The following is a 17,578-nucleotide window of genomic DNA, read 5'->3' as shown; positions in this document are numbered from 1 at the left end:
GGGGCGGCTAGTGCGCGCCACGACGGTGTGAAAATGTCTATATTGGGGCTGGTCCTTCCCGCGCGGGGAGGTGTTGCTATTTTGACCAAGGGAGACATCATGCACAGCGTTCAAAAGATTACCCCGTGTCTATGGTTCAACGGCCATGCGGAGGCGGCGGCCCTGTTTTATACGGGGATTTTTCCCAATTCGAAGATCGGACAAATCCTGCGCTATGGCGAGGAAGGCAGGGAAATCCACGGCCAGGAGCCGGGCAGCGTACTGACGGTGGCGTTCGAGCTGGACGGGCAGACGTTTACCGGCTTGAATGGCGGCCCCCTGTTCCAGTTTTCCGAAGCCATCTCGTTCCAGGTCAATTGCGAGACGCAGGACGAGGTCGACCATTACTGGAAGCAGTTGTCCGAAGGGGGGCCGAAGGAAGCCCAGCAATGCGGCTGGCTCAAGGACCAGTTCGGGGTATCGTGGCAGATCGTGCCCACCATCATGATCCGGCTGCTGACGGATCCCGATCCCGTCAAGGCCCAGCGCGTGATGAAAGCCATGATGGGCATGAAAAAGATCGACATCGAGCAGATCAAGCGCGCCTACGCGGGCTAGCTTGCCCGCCGGACAGGTTTCGCAGGGGGGGAGTGCGTCCGCGTGCGGGCGCACGGCAGTCGCGCGCCCTGTCCAAGATGGCCGGCATTTGTTATAGTCCCAGCCATCTTTCCACCGCCTGACTGAACCGCCATGACGACCAGCACCCTTACCAGCAGCACCATCGCGCCCCGCACCTTCGGCACGCCCCTGTCTTCCACCGCCATCAAGGTCATGCTGCTCGGTTCCGGCGAGCTGGGCAAGGAAGTGATCATCTCGCTGCAGCGCCTGGGCGTGGAAGTGATCGCCGTCGACCGCTATCCGAACGCGCCGGGCCACCCGGTGGCGCACCGCTCGCACGTGATCGACATGAGCGACGGCGCGGCGCTGGCCGCCCTGATCGAGCTGGAAAAGCCGGACCTGATCGTGCCGGAAATCGAAGCCATCGCCACCGATACGCTGGCCGCGCTGGAAGCGGCCGGGCAGATCACCTGCATTCCGAACGCGCGCGCTGCCGTGCTGACGATGAACCGCGAAGGCATCCGCACCCTGGCGGCCGAAACCCTGGGCGTGGCCACGTCGCCGTACCGCTTCGCCAGCAGCCTGCAGGAATTGCAGCTGGCGTGCCAGGAAATCGGCTTCCCGTGCGTGGTGAAACCCGTGATGTCCTCGTCGGGCAAGGGCCAGTCCAAGCTCGATGGCGCACACGACGTGGAAACGGCGTGGGCGTATGCGGCCAGCGGCGGCCGGGTCGATACGGGCCGCGTGATCGTCGAAGGCTTCATCGACTTCGATTACGAAATCACCCTGCTGACCGTGCGCGCCGTGGGCGCCTCGGGCCACATTGAAACGCAGTTTTGCGAGCCGATCGGCCACCTGCAGGTGCAGGGCGACTACGTGGAATCGTGGCAGCCGGCGCGCATGGCGCCGCTGGCCCTCGAGCGTTCGCGCGAGATCGCGCGCAAGGTGACGGACAACCTGGGTGGCCTGGGCCTGTTTGGCGTCGAGCTGTTCGTCAAGGACGACATGGTGTGGTTCTCGGAAGTGAGCCCGCGTCCGCACGACACGGGCATGGTCACCATGGCCAGCCAGGTGCAGAGCGAATTCGAGCTGCACGCCAAAGCGATCCTCGGCCTGCCCGTCAACGTGGCGCTGCGCTCGCCGGCCGCCTCGGCCGTCATCTACGGCCAGGTCGAAGCGAAGGGCATCGCCTTCGAAGGCGTGGCGGACGCCCTGAACGTGCCGGGCGCGGACTTGCGCCTGTTCGGCAAGCCGGAATCGTTCGCGCGCCGCCGCATGGGCGTGGCGCTGGCCACGGCCGACGATATTGCCACGGCGCGCGAACGGGCCGTGCTGGCCGCCTCGAAAGTCAAGCCGGTCGCCCGCTGATGGCCGACCCCAGCCTGCCGCTTGCCGACGCCGGCGGCGACGACATCAAGCGCAAGCTGCGCGGCCACATCGCGCGGCGCAACCTGGCCGGCGCCGCCAACGACTGCAAGTGGAACGAACTGCTGGCCTTCATGCGCGGACGGACCGATTGGGTGCCGTCGTACCGCTATGGCTCCGTCTCCGGGTTTGTCTCGCGCTGGGATACGGAATGGGATTACCACCCGCCGTTTCCCTTCATGGGCGTGGAGTGGTTCGACATCGGCCTGTACTCGGAAGAACACGTGGGCATGCTGCTGCCGAAGACCATCATCGACCATGGCGCGTGGATCGTGCCGGAGCTGGAACGCATCGGCTTCGATTTCGAGGTGCGTGACAGGGTGGCGCGCATCTGGGGCTACTTGCCGCGCAGTTATGATGACTTTCCACCTGCTGACTAATTAATAAGCAAAGAGCATAGGCATGACAGACAACGAACACGATATCCCGCAAGTACCGCAACCGGACGACGCCGTCGTCGGCAAGGAAGCGGGCGCGCAGATGCTGGCCGCGGCCTGCGCCGCGCGCGACGCTTTTTATGCCACGCTGGGCACGGTAGACGCCGACGTGCTGGCGCCGGCGATCAACCCTGCCTTCATGGGCGGTCCGCGCTGGCCGTCGCTGCGCCAGGCCTGGCGCGTGATCCGCCGGCCTGGCTCCATCCTCCTCGCCAGCGATGGCTTGAGCGACCCGTTCGAGGATGACGACGACGTCTTCGTGCCGCGCGGCCATCTGCTGGAAGTGTGCGTGGAAGCGCCGCTGGCCGCCTTCGACGGCGCGGACGTGTCGCGCTCCTGGCTGTTCGACCTGATCTACCAGGTGAGCCAGAACGTGGCCGATCACGGCTCCATCGACCTGCTACTGCAGCGCCATGGCAGCGTCTCCATGGTGCTCGACCTGCGCGATGCGCCGGCCGGACTGGAAGACGAGAACGAACAGGTGGGCGTGCTGCTGCACCAGGCGGCAAGCACGATTCCGCCATCGTTCGATACGCCGTATGGCGAAGTGCTGCTGCTGACGGCCACCGTGCTGCAGCCGGCGGAACTGGCCTTCATCAGCGAGGCCGACGACAAGGCGCAGTCGCGCCGCGACCTGGCTGCCGCGCTGGCCGCGTCGCCGGCGGGCCATCTGAGCGTGGCTGGCCGCGCGGCCGTCATGCCCCGCTAGGCGGCGCCGGCACGGTTTCCTCCACCGGCGCTACCTGCTCGACCGGCGCCACCGCCGGTTCGGCGGCGCTGGCGGGCGGCGCCACGGCATCGGGCACGGACGCCGCTTCCGTGGCGGGCGGCGCCGGCGGCGCTTCGCGCCACTTGCCGGCCGCCTTCAGCTTGTTCTTCAGTCCCGGCAGCGGAAAGCCCAGCGCATAGGCCTTGTGCGCATGGACGCCGGCCTTCTCGTATTCCTTCTTTTTTACATACATCAGGCCCAGGTTGTACTGGATGGTGGCCTGCTCGGGCGCCAGGCGGCTGGCCGCGTCCAGCTGCTCGAGGGCGGCCGTGTCCTGGCCCGTGGCCAGCAGGTAGTTACCGTACACCATGCGCGCCGTCACGTCGTGCGGCGCGTAGGCGATGGCGCGCTCGAAAAAGCAGCTGACCGTGTAGCGGGCGCCGCCCGGCTGCGCGCTTTTCTGGCGCAAGCCCAGCTTCGCCATCGAGGCCAGCGCCCGGTGGTGGTTCGGGAAGTGCTCGAGCGTGTAGCTGATGTCGGCCCCCAGGCTGCCCGTCATGCCGTGCGTGAGCGTTTCCACGGCCCGCGAAAAGTGGTAGTTCTCGATCACGGCCAGGCCGGCGCGGTCTTCCGCGCTCGTGTAGTCGCCGCCCGGCGTGTGCTTGACGTAGGGCGGGCACTCGGCCGCCATGGCGTCGAGGCAGCAGGCGGCGAGGATGCAGACGATGGACAGACGCTTCATGGTGGACTCCTGTGGCTGACCTGGTCCAGCAACTCGGCCAGGGCGTTGCAGCGGGCTTGCCGCGATTGCAGGGCGATGGCGTCGCTGCTGGCGAGCGGCGCGCGGCCCTGGCGCGCCAGTTCCAGGAAGCGCAGCAGGGCGCGCGCGCAGTCGCCGCTCGAGGCCAGCTGGCCGATGGTGTCGATGCCGCAGTGGCGCAGCTTGGCCGCGGTGTCGCCGGCCAGGTCGGTCAGGGCCAGGACTGGCCGGCGGCAGCGCAGGTATTCATACAGCTTGGCGGGAATCTGCCCGTTGCAGTTGGCCGCCTGCAGCAGCAGCAAGCCGTCGGCGGCCAGCATTTCGCGCAGCGCGTCCTGGTGCGGCTGCAGCGGCGCCAGGGTCACGAGGTCGTCGATGCCGTACTTGCGCAGCAGGCCGGCCAGCCATGCATCGTGGCCCGTGGCGCGCAGCAGCAGCTGGAAATTGCGCGCATGCAGCGTGCCGTCGAGGCGCAAATAGGCCAGCGCCTCGAACAGCGGCTGCGGGTCGCGCTCGGACGGGTAGATCACGCCGCTGTGCAGCAGCAGGAAGCGGCTGTGGTGGCCGCGCGGCCCGCGCGAGCCTGCCGCGCTGTAGCCATCCTCGTCGTAGCCGTTCTCGATCAGCGTGAAGCGCTCGCGCGCCACGTGCGCCAGGCGGCGCCGGTGCGCGGCCACGGCGCCCGGCGTGGTGCAGACGATGGCCGCGCTGCGCGCCGCGATGCGCTGTTCGATCCACGCATGCATGCGGTGCAGGCGTGGATCTGGCGGATACGGCGCCAGCGCGTCGCTGTCGTCGAGCATGGGATCGCGCTGGTCGGCGATCCACGGCAGGCCGCTGAGTTTTTGCAAGGTCATCGCGATCAGGTGCGCCGTGGCGATCGGATACGTGGACCAGATGGCGTCGGGCCGGTACTGGCGGATCAGGCGCAGGCCGGCCGGCACGGCGCTCAGCCACCACGAACTCCAGCGGTCGGGCAGGGCCAGGCAGCGCGGATAGCGCCCGCCGATGGCCAGGTGGCGCGCCGCGTCCAGCGCCAGGGTGCGGCGCACGGTGGTGTGCGCGCCGATCTGCGCCAGCTGGGACGCTCCCTGCTGCGCGTAGGCGAACGGCCTGGGGCTGAGCACCAGCGGCTGCCAGCCGCACTCGGGCAGGTGGCGCGCAAAGCCCAGGGTGCGCAGGATGCCGCTGCCGCCGGCCAGCGGCGGAAAATGGTAGGCCACCATCAGCACCCGTTTCGGCGTGGACGCTACCATGAGGCGATCCAGCGCGCGCACAGCTGCTCGACGTCGGCGCGCCAGGCGGCGCTGGCGAACGTGTGGTTGGCGCCGTCGACCTGCGCCTGCGTCCATTGCGCGCGCGCGGCCACGGCGCGCCAGGCAGGATCGCCATCGAGCAGGGCCTGCCACTCGCGCGCGCCGAGGTCGTCGCCGCTGAGGATCAGCAGCACCTTGCCCTGGAACTGCGCCAGCGCCCGCAGCAGCGCCGGCGCGGGCGCATCGCTTTCCTCCGGCGCGGCGGCGCGCGTGGCGGCCGTCACCTGCCGCAGCGAGGCCAGGCTGGCGCCCAGCGGCATTCCGCCCCCGGCCAGCTTGCGCCAGAAGGCGACTTGCAGCAGGCGCGGCAGATAGTAATGGCGCAGGGTGGCGCGTGCCAGGCCGGTGCCGCTGCGCACCCACGGGTTGAGCAGGACCAGGCCTGTGATGCGCGCGTCGCGCGGCGCATGGCAGGCGGCCGCCGTGGCGCCGTCGCACAAGCCCCACAGCACCGCCTCGCGCAGCGCCGGCACGGCGTCGAAGAATTGCGCCAGCGCGCCAGCGATGTCGGGACCGGCGGCGCGGTAGTCGCGCGGCGCGCCTTCGCTGTCGCCCATGCCGCGCAGGTCGAAGCGCAGCACGGGCACGCCGAGCTGCGCCAGCGCCCGCGCCAGCAGGACGAACTGGCGGTGGCTGCCGACCCGGTATTGCGGCCCGCCCGTGACGATCAGCACGCCGCGCGGCCCCGGCGCGGCGGGCAGGCTGAGGATGCCGACCAGGCGCGCCTGCGCATCGGCATCGGCATCGACACCGTCGGCCGCGCTGCGAAAGCGCAGGGCCAGCTGGTGCACGGCCTGCAGGCCGGTGTCATCGCGCTTCATGGCGCCATCCTTTCTCCGTCGAGCCAGTCGCGGCACAGTGCCCGCGTGGCGTCCAGCAGTTGCGGACACGCGAGCAGTTCGCCGTTGTGCCAGAACGGACCGTCGCCGAAGGTGGCCACGTGCATGGCGGCGCCGTGGTCGCGCCATTGCCGCGCCAGCGGCGGCACGGATGGCGCGCCCGCCTGCTCCGGCCCCTGGTAGTCGAGCCAGTAGACGGGGACGCCCGGCGCCAGCACGCCGGCATCGACGTCGTCGATGGCGTGCGCCAGCGCGGGCGCCAGCAGGTAGCCCGCCACTTCCACGGGCCGGCCGGCGGCCAGTTCGGCGCGCGCATGGCCGGGTGCTTCCTGGGCGCCGCTGGCCAGCAGGCGGCGCGCCAGGCGCAGGCGCAGGAAGCGGTCGATGCAGCGCCGGCCATCGAGCTCGGGCTGCCACAGCAGCAGGCGCGCCACGGGCAGCGGCGCGCGGTTGGCGAAATCGAGCGCCAGCAGGGCGCCCAGGCGCAAGCCCCACAGCGTCAGCGGCCCGTCGACGCGCTGCGCCAGCCACGCGCAAGCCAGGTGCAGGTCGTTGTGCCAGATGGGCCAGCGCGCCTCGCCGAAGTCGCCGCTGCTGTCGCCGCAGCCAAACAGGTCGATCTGCAGCACGCTGTAGCCGGCGGCGGCGAAGGCGCGCGCCTGCGCGGCGGCCACGTGGCGGCTCTTGTTGAGCTCTTCGGCGAACGGGTGGATGTACACGATGCCGCCGCGCACGGGCTGGCCCGGCGCGGGCAGGTGCAGCAAACAATAGCGCTGGCCGCCGCTGGCGGGCATGAAGAAGGGCAGCAGGGGCAGCGCCGCGGAAACGGTATGGCTCATCGGCGCAGCTTTGCAAAGACGAAATCGTGCAGGGTGCCGACGGTGGCGAAATGGCGAGCGTGGATATCCTCGTCGGCCACCTCGATGCCGAAATGGTCTTCCAGCGCGGCGATGACGCCGATCACGGCCATCGAGTCGAGCTCGGGCACGCTGCCCAGCAGCGGCGTGTGGGCCTCCAGCGCCCGGCCGTTCAGGCACAGGGTGGTGTCGAGGATGCGCTTTACTGCTTCAAGATGCGGCATGTCAGCTCCAGGGAAGGGTAGTGGGGCAGGCGGCTGGTGTCGAACGCCAGGTGGGGGACGCTGCCGGCATGGCGCGACAGGTGCAGATAGGGCGGCAGGCTGGCGGCCATCCATTGCCAGCCGCCGCAGCGCAAGAAGGTGGCCGTGCCCAGCGCGTGCGTGCCCAGGCGCGCGTGGGCGGCCAGCGAGGCGCGGTTGAAGCGCGAGATGCGGCTGCACGACCAGCGCACGCCCTGCGCATGCAGCACCGCGTTGGCTTCTTCCCACAGGCGGGCGAAGACCAGGCCGCCGCGCTGCTGCGGATGCACCCACACGTCCAGGTCCCACGCCGATTCGGGCGAGGCCAGCGCATAGCGGACGCGCACCTCGTCTTCCAGGCAGCCGTCGCGCAGCAGCCACAGCCAGCCGGCCATGGGCGCATCGCCGGGTTCCTGCGGCGCGGCGCGGGCCACCAGGCATTGCGCGCCCTGGCGGTAGCGCTCGCGCAGCGCGCCGGGGCGGCGCATGGGGCCGGGCGGCAAGTCCGCTTCCACCAGGCAGGGCGTGACCGTGATGGCGCGTCCCCGACCCCGGCACAGCGAGCCGGGCGCCACGGCTTGTGCAACGAACTGGTAGCGGTGCAGCGCGCAGCGCCCGCCCGGCGCGCGCGCCAGCAGCCGCGCCACGGCCAGCCAGGCGCTGTCGCGCCAGCCCAGCTGGCGTATGCTGGCGGCGAGGCGGCGCAACGGACGGGAATCGGGCAGAAAGGCCATGGCGATCACGGATGGGGCGGCTATGCAGCCAACGCTGTCCATTAGAGCGCAGCGGCCAGCGCGGGTCTTGCGCCGCCTCAAGTGTTATGGCAACTGTCACACTGCAGCCGTTACTTGATAAAAATCAAGACCGCTGGGTCCGTTTATCCCAATCATAGGGGATACATGCACGAGCATGCCGACCAGGGGGCGAGACGATGGCAACACTGATACACGAGCTGATAGGCGAGACGGCGCGGCGCGCCCCCGAGGCGCCGGCCCTGTCGTGGCAGGGCGAGGAAACCAGCTATGGCGCTTTGGAACAGTCCGTGCGCGATTGCGCCTGGGCCTTGCTGACCCTGGGCCTGGCGCGCGGCGGGCGGGTCGGCGTCTACCTGGAAAAGCGCCCGGAAAACGTCAGCGCCATGTTTGGCGCGGCGGCGGCCGGCGGCGTGTTCGTGCCCGTCAACCCGCTGCTCAAGCCGGACCAGGTGGCGTACATCCTGGCCGACTGCAACGTGGCCATCCTCGTCACGTCGCGCGAACGCCTGGCGCAGCTGGGCCCGGCGCTGGCCGCCTGCCCGGACTTGCAGGCGGTATTGCTGGTGGGCGAACCCGGCCTGGAATCGGCCCTGGGCCGCCTGCGGCTGCTGTCCTGGAACGCCGCGCTGCAGGCGGCCGCGCAGCATGAAGGCGACGTAGCGGCGCCGCACGCCGTGATCGACACGGACATGGCCGCCATCCTGTACACCTCGGGCAGCACGGGCAGTCCGAAAGGCGTGGTCTTGTCACACCGTAACATGATGGCGGGCGCCCTCAGCGTGTCGGGGTATTTGCACAACACGCCGCGGGACCGCATCCTGTGCGTCTTGCCGCTCAGTTTTGACTACGGCCTGAGCCAGCTGACGACGGCCTTCGCCAGCGGCGCCTGCGCCGTGCTGATGAATTATCTGCTGCTGCGCGACATCGTCGAAGCCGTGGAGCAGGAAGCCATCACGGGGCTGGCCGCTGTGCCGCCCCTGTGGGTGCAGTTGTCGCAGCTGAGCTGGCCCTTGTCCACGCCCTTGCGCTACATCACCAATTCCGGCGGCGTGATGCAGAAAACAACGCTCGACAAGCTGCGTGTGGCCTTGCCGCGCACGCAGGTCTACCTGATGTATGGCTTGACGGAGGCGTTCCGCTCGACCTATCTGGCGCCCGAGCAGCTGGAGCGGCGTCCCGATTCCATCGGACGCGCCATCCCGAACGCGGAGGTGCTGGTGCTGCGCCCCGATGGCAGCCTCTGCGCGCCCGACGAGCCAGGCGAACTGGTGCACCGTGGCGCGCTGGTGGCGCTCGGCTACTGGAACGACGCGGCGCGCACGGCCGAGCGCTTCAAGCCGTTGCCGCCGCAGGCCAGCGGGCTGGTGCTGCCGGAGCTGGCCGTCTGGTCGGGCGACACCGTGCGCCGCGATGCGGACGGCTATCTGTATTTCGTCGGCCGCAGCGACGACATGATCAAGACGTCGGGCTATCGCGTCAGCCCGGCCGAGATCGAGGAAGTCGTGTATGCGAGCGGCCTGGCGGGCGAGGCGGTCGCCCTGGGCGTGCCGCATGCCGTGCTGGGCCAGGCCATCGCCTTGCTCGTCACGCGGGCGCCGGGCGTGGAATTGCTGCGCGACGCCGTGCTGGCAGCCTGCCGCGCCCGGCTACCCAGTTATATGGTGCCGCTGTGGGTCGATATCCGCGACGGCGCCTTGCCGCGCAATCCGAACGGCAAGATCGACCGTCCGCTGCTGGCCAGGGAACTGGCGCGCGCGTATGCGGTCCAAACAGGAGCAGGCGCATGAACGCGCCCGGACTGCCGTCGCATGCGGCTTTGCGCCAGTTCGCCGTGGCCGACGACATGCTCGAAGTGGGCGGGGTACCCTTGCGCCGGCTGGCGCAGCGCGTGGGCGGCACGCCATTTTATGCGTATGAACGCGCGCATATCGTGCGCCGCGTGGCCGAACTGCGCGCCGCCCTGCCGGCTGGCGTGCATGTGCATTACGCGATGAAAGCCAATCCCATGCCGGCCGTCGTACAGCTGCTGGCGGGGCTGGTGGACGGCATCGACGTGGCGTCGGGCGGCGAACTGGCGACGGCGCTCGATACGACGATGCCGGTCGGGCGCATCAGTTTTGCGGGGCCGGGCAAGAGCGATGCGGAACTGGCGCGCGCCGTGGCGGCGGGCGTGCTGATCAATGTGGAATCGCGCGCGCAGCTGGAAAGGACGGCGCTGGCCAGCGAACGCCTGGGCCTGGCGGCCAGGGTGGCCGTGCGCATCAATCCCGACTTCGCCTTGCGCCGCACGGGCATGCGCATGGGCGGCGGCGCGCAGCCGTTCGGCGTCGATGCGTCCCTCGTGCCGGCGCTGCTGGGGCGCATCGGCCAGCTGGGGCTGGACTTTCACGGCTTTCATATCTACGCCGGGTCGCAAAACCTGTCGGGCGTGGCCCTGGCCGAGGCGCAGGAGCACAGCGTGCAACTGGCGCTGGAACTGGCGCCGTGCGCGCCCGCTCCCTTGCGCGTGCTGAATATCGGCGGCGGCTTCGGCGTGCCGTACTTTCCCGGCGAACAGCCGCTGGACCTGGGACCGGTGGCCGCCGGCTTGCAGTTGCAGCTTGACAAGCTGGGCGCGGCGGCGCCCGGAGCGCGCCTGAATTTGGAACTGGGCCGCTACCTGGTGGCCGAGGCGGGCATCTATGTGTGCAAGGTGCTTGAGCGCAAGGTATCGCATGGACAGGTGTTTCTCGTCACGGATGGCGGTTTGCACCACCACCTGGCCGCCTCGGGCAATTTCGGCCAGCTGATACGCAAGAATTACCCGGTCGCCATCGGCAACCGCCTGCGCGGCGGCGCGCGCGAGCTGGCGTCCGTCGTCGGCCCCCTGTGCACGCCGCTCGACTTGCTGGCCGACCAGATGGAGATGGCGCGCGCCGAGGAAGGCGACCTGGTGGTGGTGTTCCAGTCGGGCGCGTATGGCTTGACGGCCAGCCCGACGGCCTTCCTCGGCCATCCGCTGCCGGCCGAGGTGCTCGTATGAGCGGCCTGTGCGGTTGGTTGACACTGGGCGGGGTGGGCGGGAACGTCGCGCCGGGTGCCGCGCATGCGCATGATGGCGCTGATGCTGACGCTGGCGTGGCGAATGACCGCGTTGCCAGTGCCGCCTGCGGCAGCGGCGATGCTGGCGCCGTGCCTGCCGCCGCCATGGCTGGGGCCGCGTCGCCGGCCGCGCAGCATCTGGCTGCCGGCCGGCAAGCTGGCCTTGCCGCCGGCGCGGATGGCCGCCTGGGGGATCAGCCGGCGGCCGAACCTGCCGGCGCTGGCCTGTCCGGCGCCGCTGCGCCTACCCAGGCCGATGCCGTGGCGACGGCGGCGCTGTCGCGCATGGCCGCGCCGCTGTCGCGCTTTGACTCGGCGCCCCTGGCCGCCAGCGCGGGCGAGGCGGGCGCCGTGGCCGTGGCCGCCATCGACGGCAGCCGCCACCTGCACCAGCAGGAGGGCTTGCAGGTGGCGATCTGGGGCCGGCCCGCGCTCGATGGTTCGACGGACGACGTGGCGCGCCGCCTCGCTTCCCTGTGGCTGAGTCGGGGCGCGGCCGCCTGCGCCTGCCTGTCCGGGCCGTTCGCGCTGGCCATCGTCGATGCGTGCTCCGGCGCGGCCCTGCTGGCCGTCGACCGGGCCGGCATCCATCCGCTCAGCTACACGAGCAATGCGCACGGCCTGTTCTTTGCTTCCTCGCACGATGCCTTGCTGGCCCATCCGTCCGTGCGCGGCGCCCTCGATCCGCAAGCGCTGTACCACTATCTGTTCTTCCACATGGTGCCCGCTCCCGCCACGGCCTACCTGGGCCAGCAGCGATTGCTGCCCGGCGAATACCTGCACGTGCGCGCGGGCCGGCAATGCAAGGGCAGCTACTGGCAGCTCGACTTCCAGGAAAACGCGCTGGCGCGCACGGGCTTTGCGGGCAAGAAGCAGGAATTCCTGCGCACCCTGCGCCAGGCGGTGGAAGCGGGCCTGGGCGCGGATGGGGAAAGCACGGGCGCTTTTCTCAGCGGCGGCACTGACAGTTCCACCGTGGCCGCCGTCGTGGGCCAGGTGACGGGCCGGCCGGCGCGCACGTATTCGATCGGCTTCGACGCGCCCGGCTACGACGAGATGGCCTACGCGCGCCTGGCCGCCCGTCATGCGGGCAGCATCCACCATGAGCGCTACGTGACGCCAAACGACGTGCTGGCCGCGATACCCGCCATGGCGGCCGTATTCGACCAGCCATTCGGCAATGCCTCGGCCATCCCCGCCTTTTACTGTGCGCAGATGGCGCGCGACGATGGCGTGACGCGCCTGCTGGGCGGCGATGGCGGCGACGAATTGTTTGGCGGCAATGAACGCTACGCGCGCCAGGCCTTGCTGTCCGGCTATGAGCGGCTGCCGGCGATGTTGCGCCAGGCCATCATCGAGCCGCTGCTGTTTCGCCGGCGCGTGGAACGGCCGTGGCGGCTGGGCGACAAGGCGCGCCGCTATATCGAACAGGCCAGCATGCCCTTGCCGGCGCGCCTGGACAGCCATAACCTGCTGCTGTGCCATGGCCACCGCACGGTGCTCGAGGACGGTTTCATCGATACCATCGACCCCGGCATGGCGTCCGGCTGCCTGAACGGCGCGTACTGGCAGCGCCAGGGGCTGGGCCTGAGCCAGATCAACGAGTTGCTGGCGCTGGACATGCGCTTTACTTTGGCCGACAACGACTTGCTGAAGGTGCGCAAGGCGTGCGAGCTGGCCGGCGTGGAAGCGGCGTTTCCCTTCCTGCACGACGCGATGGTGGCGTTTGCCGCGCGCCTGGCGCCGCGCGACAAGCTCGACGGCATGCGGCTGCGGCCATTCTTCAAGCGGGCGCTGGCGGACATCCTGCCGCCGGCCATCGTGCGCAAGAAAAAGCACGGCTTCGGCTTGCCATTCGGCCTGTGGCTGCACAGCCATGCGCCGCTGCGCGAGTTCGCCTTCGATAACCTGACGCAGCTGCGCGGGCGCGGCATCGTGCGGCCCGCCTTCATCGACGACTTGCAGGGACGGCTGCTGGCCGAGCATCCGGCCTATCACGGCACCATGGTGTGGCTGCTGCTGATGCTGGAGCAGTGGCTCAGCCAGCATCCGGCTGCGCTCGGTGCGCTTGCGCACGGTTTTGCCGCATGCGCCACAGAAACGCCAGCCGTCCTCGATCCCACGGCGTAAAACGGGGCAGCTGCAGCATGTCGAGTCCCGCATGGGGGCGGGCCACGCCCCAGTCCGTGGCGACGGCCGCCGTAAACCCCAGGCTGCGCACGATCTCCACGTGGGCCGCGCCGTAGTCCTGGCCTGCCTTGCCGTTCGGATAGGCAAACAGGGTGACGGGCGCCTGTATCAATTCCTCGAGCTGGCGCTTGCCATTCGCGATATCGAGGCGCGCGGCGCGCGGCGACAGGGTGGCCAGGATAGGATGGCTGACCGTGTGCGCGCCCAATCCCATGCCGGCCGCGTGCAGGCGGCGCAGCTGTTCAGTGCTGAGCATCTGCGGCCGGCGCATGGTGGCGCCCGCCATCCGGCGAACCTGCACGGCCAGGCACTGGCGCTGGGCGAAGGGCAGGTATTTGAGCTGGCCCAGCAAGGTGGCGATGGCGGCGCGCCGCTGCGCCAGGCTGGCGATGGGCAGCTTGCCCAGGCCATATGCGTGCAGGTCAAGGCTGGGGCCGGGCGCGTGGCGCACGCCTTCGATCACGCTGTCGTTCCACATTTGCCCGCCGTCCAGGTAACCGGTGGCGATAAAGAAGGTGGCATGCATGGCGTGGCGCTGCAGCAGCGGCAGGGCGACCTGCGCATTGTCCGCATAGCCATCGTCAAAGGTGATGCATGCGGCGCGCGCGGGCAGGCTGCCATCCTGCAGGCGCCGCACGGCCATGGCCAGGGGCAGCGGCGTGTAGAAGCGCTTGAGCAGGCGCAGCTGGCGCTCGAACAGCATGGCGTCGACTTCGCCGGGAAACAGGGGGTCGGGCCGCGCCAGCACGCGGTGGTAGATCAGGATCGACAGGGAGGGCGTCATGGCGGTCATGGCTGCCCCGCGACGGAAGTCTTTGCCTTCTCCACGGCCCTGGGCCTGGCGCGGTGCGCCAGCGGCGCGTGGTCGCGCACATGCTGCTCGACGACGATGCGCGTGGCGATCAGCACGGCCATCAAATAGTAGGGCATGTCGAAATACAGCAGGCTGAGAAAGGCGCCGCCCACGGCAAAGCCGATCAGGCTGGCCTGGCTCATGGTGGCCAGGCCGTGCGCCCAGCGCAGCTCGGCGTTGCCGCGCGTCAAACGGATGATCACGGCGGCCGTATGCCAGGTGGCGATGCCCAGCGCCAAGTAGATGGCCAGGCCGACAAAGCCATGTTCGCCCAGCGCCTGGAAGTAAATGCTGTGCGCCGCATGCACGTCCATGGGATTCGGCGCATAGCGGGCGAAGACGACCGGCTCGGAGACGTCGAAGCCGCCGCCGAAGAAGCGGTCGCGCGCCAGGTTGTAGGCCATGCGCCAGGCATTCAGGCGGCCCATGGCCGAGACGTCGTCCTCGTAGCTGTGGATGGTGTCCATGCGCTCGCTCCAGCGCTCGGGCATGAAGGCCAGCAGCAGGGGAGCGACCAGGCACAGCAGTGCTCCCAGCACCAGCTTGCGGTCGCTCTTCAGCCACATGAACAGGCCCATGGCGGCAATGGCCAGCAGGCCGCCGCGCGAATACGAACCCAGCGCGGCCAGGGCCGACAGCAGCATCGCCGCCGACAAGCCGTGGCGCAGCCAGCGCCGGTCCGTGTTTTGCTGCAGGTAATACATGAGCGGGATGGTGATGATCAGGGCCAGGGCCAGCGAGTTGTTGTCACCGATGAACGTTTCTTCCGGCCCCCACACGCGCTCCGTGCCGCCGCTGCGAATCGTGAAGATGCCGCCTTTCACGCCGTAATAGCCGATCGATCCCACCAGCACCCACACGAGGCGCACGATATCTTGCCGCGTGCGTATCACCATCATCACCACAAAGCTCATCAGCATGATCTTCATGACCTTGTTCCATTGCTCCCACGACGGCTCGGGCAGCAGCGCGAACGGCGCCGTGACGTTCATCCACGCCGTAAAGAGCAGCAGCAGCACGCTGACGGGCGTCAGCGGCAGGCTGCGCGGCGCATGCGTCATCACCAGGCTGAGCATGGTGGTGATGGCGATGATGAAGGCGAAGGGCAAATGGGTGGCAAAGCCCCACGCCTGCGTGTGCGGATTCATCACGCTGACCCAGACCCACATCAGGCCGCCAATGGCCGGCGTCTTCAGGATGAAGGGCAGGGAGCCCAGGATAATGATGGTGACGATGATGTCGCGCATGAAGGGGGACGCTCCTCGTTGTCTCCTGCCGCCGGCGCCCTGGGAGCGGGTCTTGATGCCGGTCAACGGGCTGGCGGGCAGGCTGGTTACACTGGTTTCGTGCGCTGTGCATCGGCATCACTCCATCACATCAGCATCACTTCATCAGTTTGATGATAGTAAGACCAAGGAGGCTTGCGCTTGTTGACCGTTCTCATGGCGACCTACAATGGCGCCGGCACCTTGCCCCAGGTCTTGCAGGCGTACATGGGCTTGCGCCCGCCACAGGGCGGCTGGCGCCTGGTCATCGCCGACAATGGCAGCAGCGACGCCACGGCGGACGTGATCGCCGCCTTCCGCGCGCGCTTGCCTCTCAGCTCCGTGTACGTGGCGCGGCGCGGCCGCAGTCCGGCCCTGAACGACGCCGTCGAACACGCCTTGCGCCACGGCGGCGATGGCAGCGAACTGTTCGTCTTTGGCGACGACGACGCCCTGCCCGAGCGCGACTGGCTGTGCCGCCTGCAGGACAGCGCACGCAGCCATCCCGGCTACGCCCTGTTCGGCGGCGCCATCGTGCCCGCCTGGCGCGCAAGGCCGGCGGACTGGCTGCTGCGCCTGACGCCCGTCGGCCTGACGTGGGGCATCACCAGCCCCGAGCTGCGCGACGGCCCCGTCTATCCGGGCCTCGTATGGGGCGCCAACATGGCCATCCGCCGCCGCATCTTCGAGGCGGGCGCGCGCTATGACGAAAGCATCGGCCCGCAGGGCGCCAGCTATGCCATGGGCAGCGAGACCCGGCTCAACCTGGAAATGCACGCGGCCGGCAACCCGTCATGGTTCTGTCCGCAGGCCAGGGTGGCCCACATCATCCGCGCACCGCAGGTGCGGCGCGACTGGATATTGCGGCGCGCCATGCTGTTCGGGCGGGGCCAATGCCGGCTGGCCCTGCCCGAGGCGAGCGTGGAATTGCTCGGCGTGCCGCGCTGGATGCTGGGACGCTACCTGCGCGACACCGTGGGCGCCGCGCTGGCCTGGCTGCGGCGCGACCCTGCCAGCCTGTTCCTGCACCAGTGGGAGCGGGCGAAGCTGCGCGGCTTTTTCCATGAAGCGTGGCGCGGACGGCGCAAGCGGCTGCCGCGCATCGTCATCAGCAGTTATTCGGGCGAACTGGGCGGCATGGAGCTGCGCATGGCGCAAGAGGCGCGCATGCTCGACGACAGCGGTTACGACAGCGTGCTGGCGCTGCGGCGCTTTCCCGGCTTTGCCGCCTGGGCGCAGGGCTTGCGCGCGCAGCGGCTGCGCGTGCGCGTGTACGAGCCGCCATTGTTTCTCGAACACTGGGCGTGGCGGCGCTGGAACCGGCTGCGCGCCATGCTGACGGGCACGTGGCGGCTGCGCCGGCTGCGGCCCGACCTCGTCCACGTGGCGTTTTGCTGGACCAGTTATGGCGCGTCCATCGTCTGGCTGGCGCGGCAATGCAGGCTGCCGGCCGTGATCAGCGTGCACAATGCGTTTCCGCTGGCGCCGTTCAGCGACTGGCAGCGCCCGTTCCTGCGCGAAGCGTTCCGCGCCGTGAAGGGCGTGTATGCCGTGTCGCCGTCGGCCATGCGGCATTTCCTGGACCTGTACCGCGACATGCTGGAGCCGGCCACGCGGCTGGCCGTGATCCCGAACGGCGTCGATACGGACGCCTTCATCGTCTCGCCCGAGCGGCGCGTGCTGGCGCGCCGGCAGCTGGGCTTGCCGCAGGACGCGCTGGTGCTCGGTTCGGTGGCGCGGCTGTCGCCGCAAAAGCGGCCGCAGGCGCTGCTGGCCCTGTTCGCCCGCCTGGCGCCGCAGTTTCCCGGCCTGTATCTGGTACTCGTGGGCACGGGGCCGCTGGAGGCCATGCTGCGCCTGCAGGCGCAGCAACTGGGGCTGGCGCCGCGCATCGTGTTTGCCGGCTTCCAGGCGCGCATCGACCTGCTGATGCCGGCCTTCGACCTGCATCTGCTGCTGAGCAAGAACGAAGGCTTCGGCATCGCCACCATCGAAGCGATGGCCTGCGGCGTGCCTGCCGTGGGCACGGATGTGCCGGGCACGCGCGATATCCTGCACGACAGCGGCGGCGGCTTGCTGCTGCCGCCCGGCGACGAGGAGGCCGCCTGCGGCGCCGTGGCCGGGCTGCTGCGCGACGCGCCGCGGCGCGAACGCATGGGACGGCTGGCGCGCGCGGAAACCGTGCAGCGCTATTCGATGCCGCGCCTGCAACGCCAGCTGCGCCAGTTCTATGCGGGCCTGGTGTAGGCGCG

16 protein-coding genes are annotated in these 17,578 nt (G+C 69.5%); 8 read left to right on the top strand and 8 right to left on the bottom strand.

The genetic code is table 11. From position 1 onward, the window contains the following. The first annotated feature begins 99 nt into the window (after positions 1-99). The 4 genes from YQ44_RS12855 (at position 100) to YQ44_RS12840 (ending at position 3,168) form a co-directional block, all read left to right on the top strand. A complete protein-coding gene (locus YQ44_RS12855) occupies positions 100-597 on the top strand; it encodes a VOC family protein (RefSeq protein WP_071326466.1) in 498 nt (165 codons plus the stop codon). A 213-nt stretch (positions 598-810) separates the two neighbouring features. Beyond that, a complete protein-coding gene (gene purT, locus YQ44_RS12850) occupies positions 811-1,965 on the top strand; it encodes a formate-dependent phosphoribosylglycinamide formyltransferase (RefSeq protein WP_071326465.1) in 1,155 nt (384 codons plus the stop codon). Then, positions 1,965-2,402 (top strand): DUF6678 family protein, encoded by a 438-nt coding sequence (locus YQ44_RS12845; protein ID WP_071323714.1) that lies wholly within the window; start codon positions 1,965-1,967, stop codon positions 2,400-2,402. The genes purT and YQ44_RS12845 overlap by 1 nt, the downstream gene beginning before the upstream one ends. Positions 2,403-2,424: 22 nt before the next feature. Further along, positions 2,425-3,168, top strand: a complete 744-nt coding sequence (locus YQ44_RS12840) for a hypothetical protein (protein WP_083411812.1) — start codon at positions 2,425-2,427, stop codon at positions 3,166-3,168. Here YQ44_RS12840 and YQ44_RS12835 read toward each other — a convergent pair. Genes YQ44_RS12835 through YQ44_RS12810 form a run of 6 tightly spaced genes read right to left on the bottom strand, consistent with a single transcriptional unit; the run spans position 3,155 to position 7,916 of the window. After that, on the bottom strand, positions 3,155-3,910 hold the full coding sequence (locus YQ44_RS12835; RefSeq protein ID WP_071323713.1) for a tetratricopeptide repeat protein: 756 nt from the start codon (positions 3,908-3,910) through the stop codon (positions 3,155-3,157). The genes YQ44_RS12840 and YQ44_RS12835 overlap by 14 nt on opposite strands. After that, entirely contained in the window at positions 3,907-5,184 is a 1,278-nt protein-coding gene (locus YQ44_RS12830) for a glycosyltransferase (protein ID WP_232251277.1), read from the bottom strand. Before YQ44_RS12830 ends, YQ44_RS12835 begins: the two co-directional genes overlap by 4 nt. After that, on the bottom strand, positions 5,178-6,065 hold the full coding sequence (locus YQ44_RS12825) for a hydrolase 1, exosortase A system-associated (protein WP_083411811.1): 888 nt from the start codon (positions 6,063-6,065) through the stop codon (positions 5,178-5,180). Before YQ44_RS12825 ends, YQ44_RS12830 begins: the two co-directional genes overlap by 7 nt. Continuing rightward, positions 6,062-6,922: a hydrolase 2, exosortase A system-associated gene (locus YQ44_RS12820; RefSeq protein ID WP_071323712.1), complete on the bottom strand. Its 861-nt coding sequence runs from the start codon at positions 6,920-6,922 to the stop codon at positions 6,062-6,064. The genes YQ44_RS12825 and YQ44_RS12820 overlap by 4 nt, the downstream gene beginning before the upstream one ends. Then, positions 6,919-7,164 carry an acyl carrier protein gene (locus YQ44_RS12815; RefSeq protein ID WP_071323711.1) on the bottom strand — a complete coding sequence of 82 codons (246 nt, stop codon included), beginning with the start codon at positions 7,162-7,164 and terminating at the stop codon, positions 6,919-6,921. Before YQ44_RS12815 ends, YQ44_RS12820 begins: the two co-directional genes overlap by 4 nt. Continuing rightward, on the bottom strand, positions 7,143-7,916 hold the full coding sequence (locus YQ44_RS12810; protein WP_071326461.1) for a hypothetical protein: 774 nt from the start codon (positions 7,914-7,916) through the stop codon (positions 7,143-7,145). The genes YQ44_RS12815 and YQ44_RS12810 overlap by 22 nt, the downstream gene beginning before the upstream one ends. Before the next feature lie 197 nt (positions 7,917-8,113). On the opposite strand from YQ44_RS12810, the gene YQ44_RS12805 reads away from it, so the two are divergent. The 3 genes from YQ44_RS12805 (at position 8,114) to YQ44_RS12795 (ending at position 13,148) form a co-directional block, all read left to right on the top strand. Further along, complete coding sequence (locus YQ44_RS12805; protein ID WP_071323710.1) at positions 8,114-9,724, top strand: acyl-CoA ligase (AMP-forming), exosortase A system-associated; 1,611 nt, start codon at positions 8,114-8,116, stop codon at positions 9,722-9,724. After that, complete coding sequence (locus YQ44_RS12800) at positions 9,721-10,959, top strand: pyridoxal-dependent decarboxylase, exosortase A system-associated (RefSeq protein WP_071323709.1); 1,239 nt, start codon at positions 9,721-9,723, stop codon at positions 10,957-10,959. The genes YQ44_RS12805 and YQ44_RS12800 overlap by 4 nt, the downstream gene beginning before the upstream one ends. A 95-nt stretch (positions 10,960-11,054) precedes the next feature. Continuing rightward, positions 11,055-13,148, top strand: coding sequence for an asparagine synthetase B family protein (locus YQ44_RS12795; protein WP_232251276.1), 2,094 nt, complete (start codon positions 11,055-11,057; stop codon positions 13,146-13,148). Here YQ44_RS12795 and YQ44_RS12790 read toward each other — a convergent pair. Continuing rightward, positions 13,057-14,001 carry a polysaccharide deacetylase family protein gene (locus tag YQ44_RS12790; protein WP_232251275.1) on the bottom strand — a complete coding sequence of 315 codons (945 nt, stop codon included), beginning with the start codon at positions 13,999-14,001 and terminating at the stop codon, positions 13,057-13,059. The genes YQ44_RS12795 and YQ44_RS12790 overlap by 92 nt on opposite strands. Further along, positions 13,998-15,308 (bottom strand): putative O-glycosylation ligase, exosortase A system-associated, encoded by a 1,311-nt coding sequence (locus tag YQ44_RS12785; RefSeq protein ID WP_071323708.1) that lies wholly within the window; start codon positions 15,306-15,308, stop codon positions 13,998-14,000. The genes YQ44_RS12790 and YQ44_RS12785 overlap by 4 nt, the downstream gene beginning before the upstream one ends. 180 nt (positions 15,309-15,488) lie before the next feature. On the opposite strand from YQ44_RS12785, the gene YQ44_RS12780 reads away from it, so the two are divergent. Further along, positions 15,489-17,573 carry a glycosyltransferase gene (locus YQ44_RS12780; RefSeq protein WP_232251274.1) on the top strand — a complete coding sequence of 695 codons (2,085 nt, stop codon included), beginning with the start codon at positions 15,489-15,491 and terminating at the stop codon, positions 17,571-17,573. The last annotated feature ends 5 nt before the right edge of the window (positions 17,574-17,578 follow it).

The organism is Janthinobacterium sp. 1_2014MBL_MicDiv (genome assembly GCF_001865675.1).
Classification (GTDB): domain Bacteria; phylum Pseudomonadota; class Gammaproteobacteria; order Burkholderiales; family Burkholderiaceae_D; genus Janthinobacterium.
This window is presented reverse-complemented; position numbering and strand designations above follow the sequence as displayed.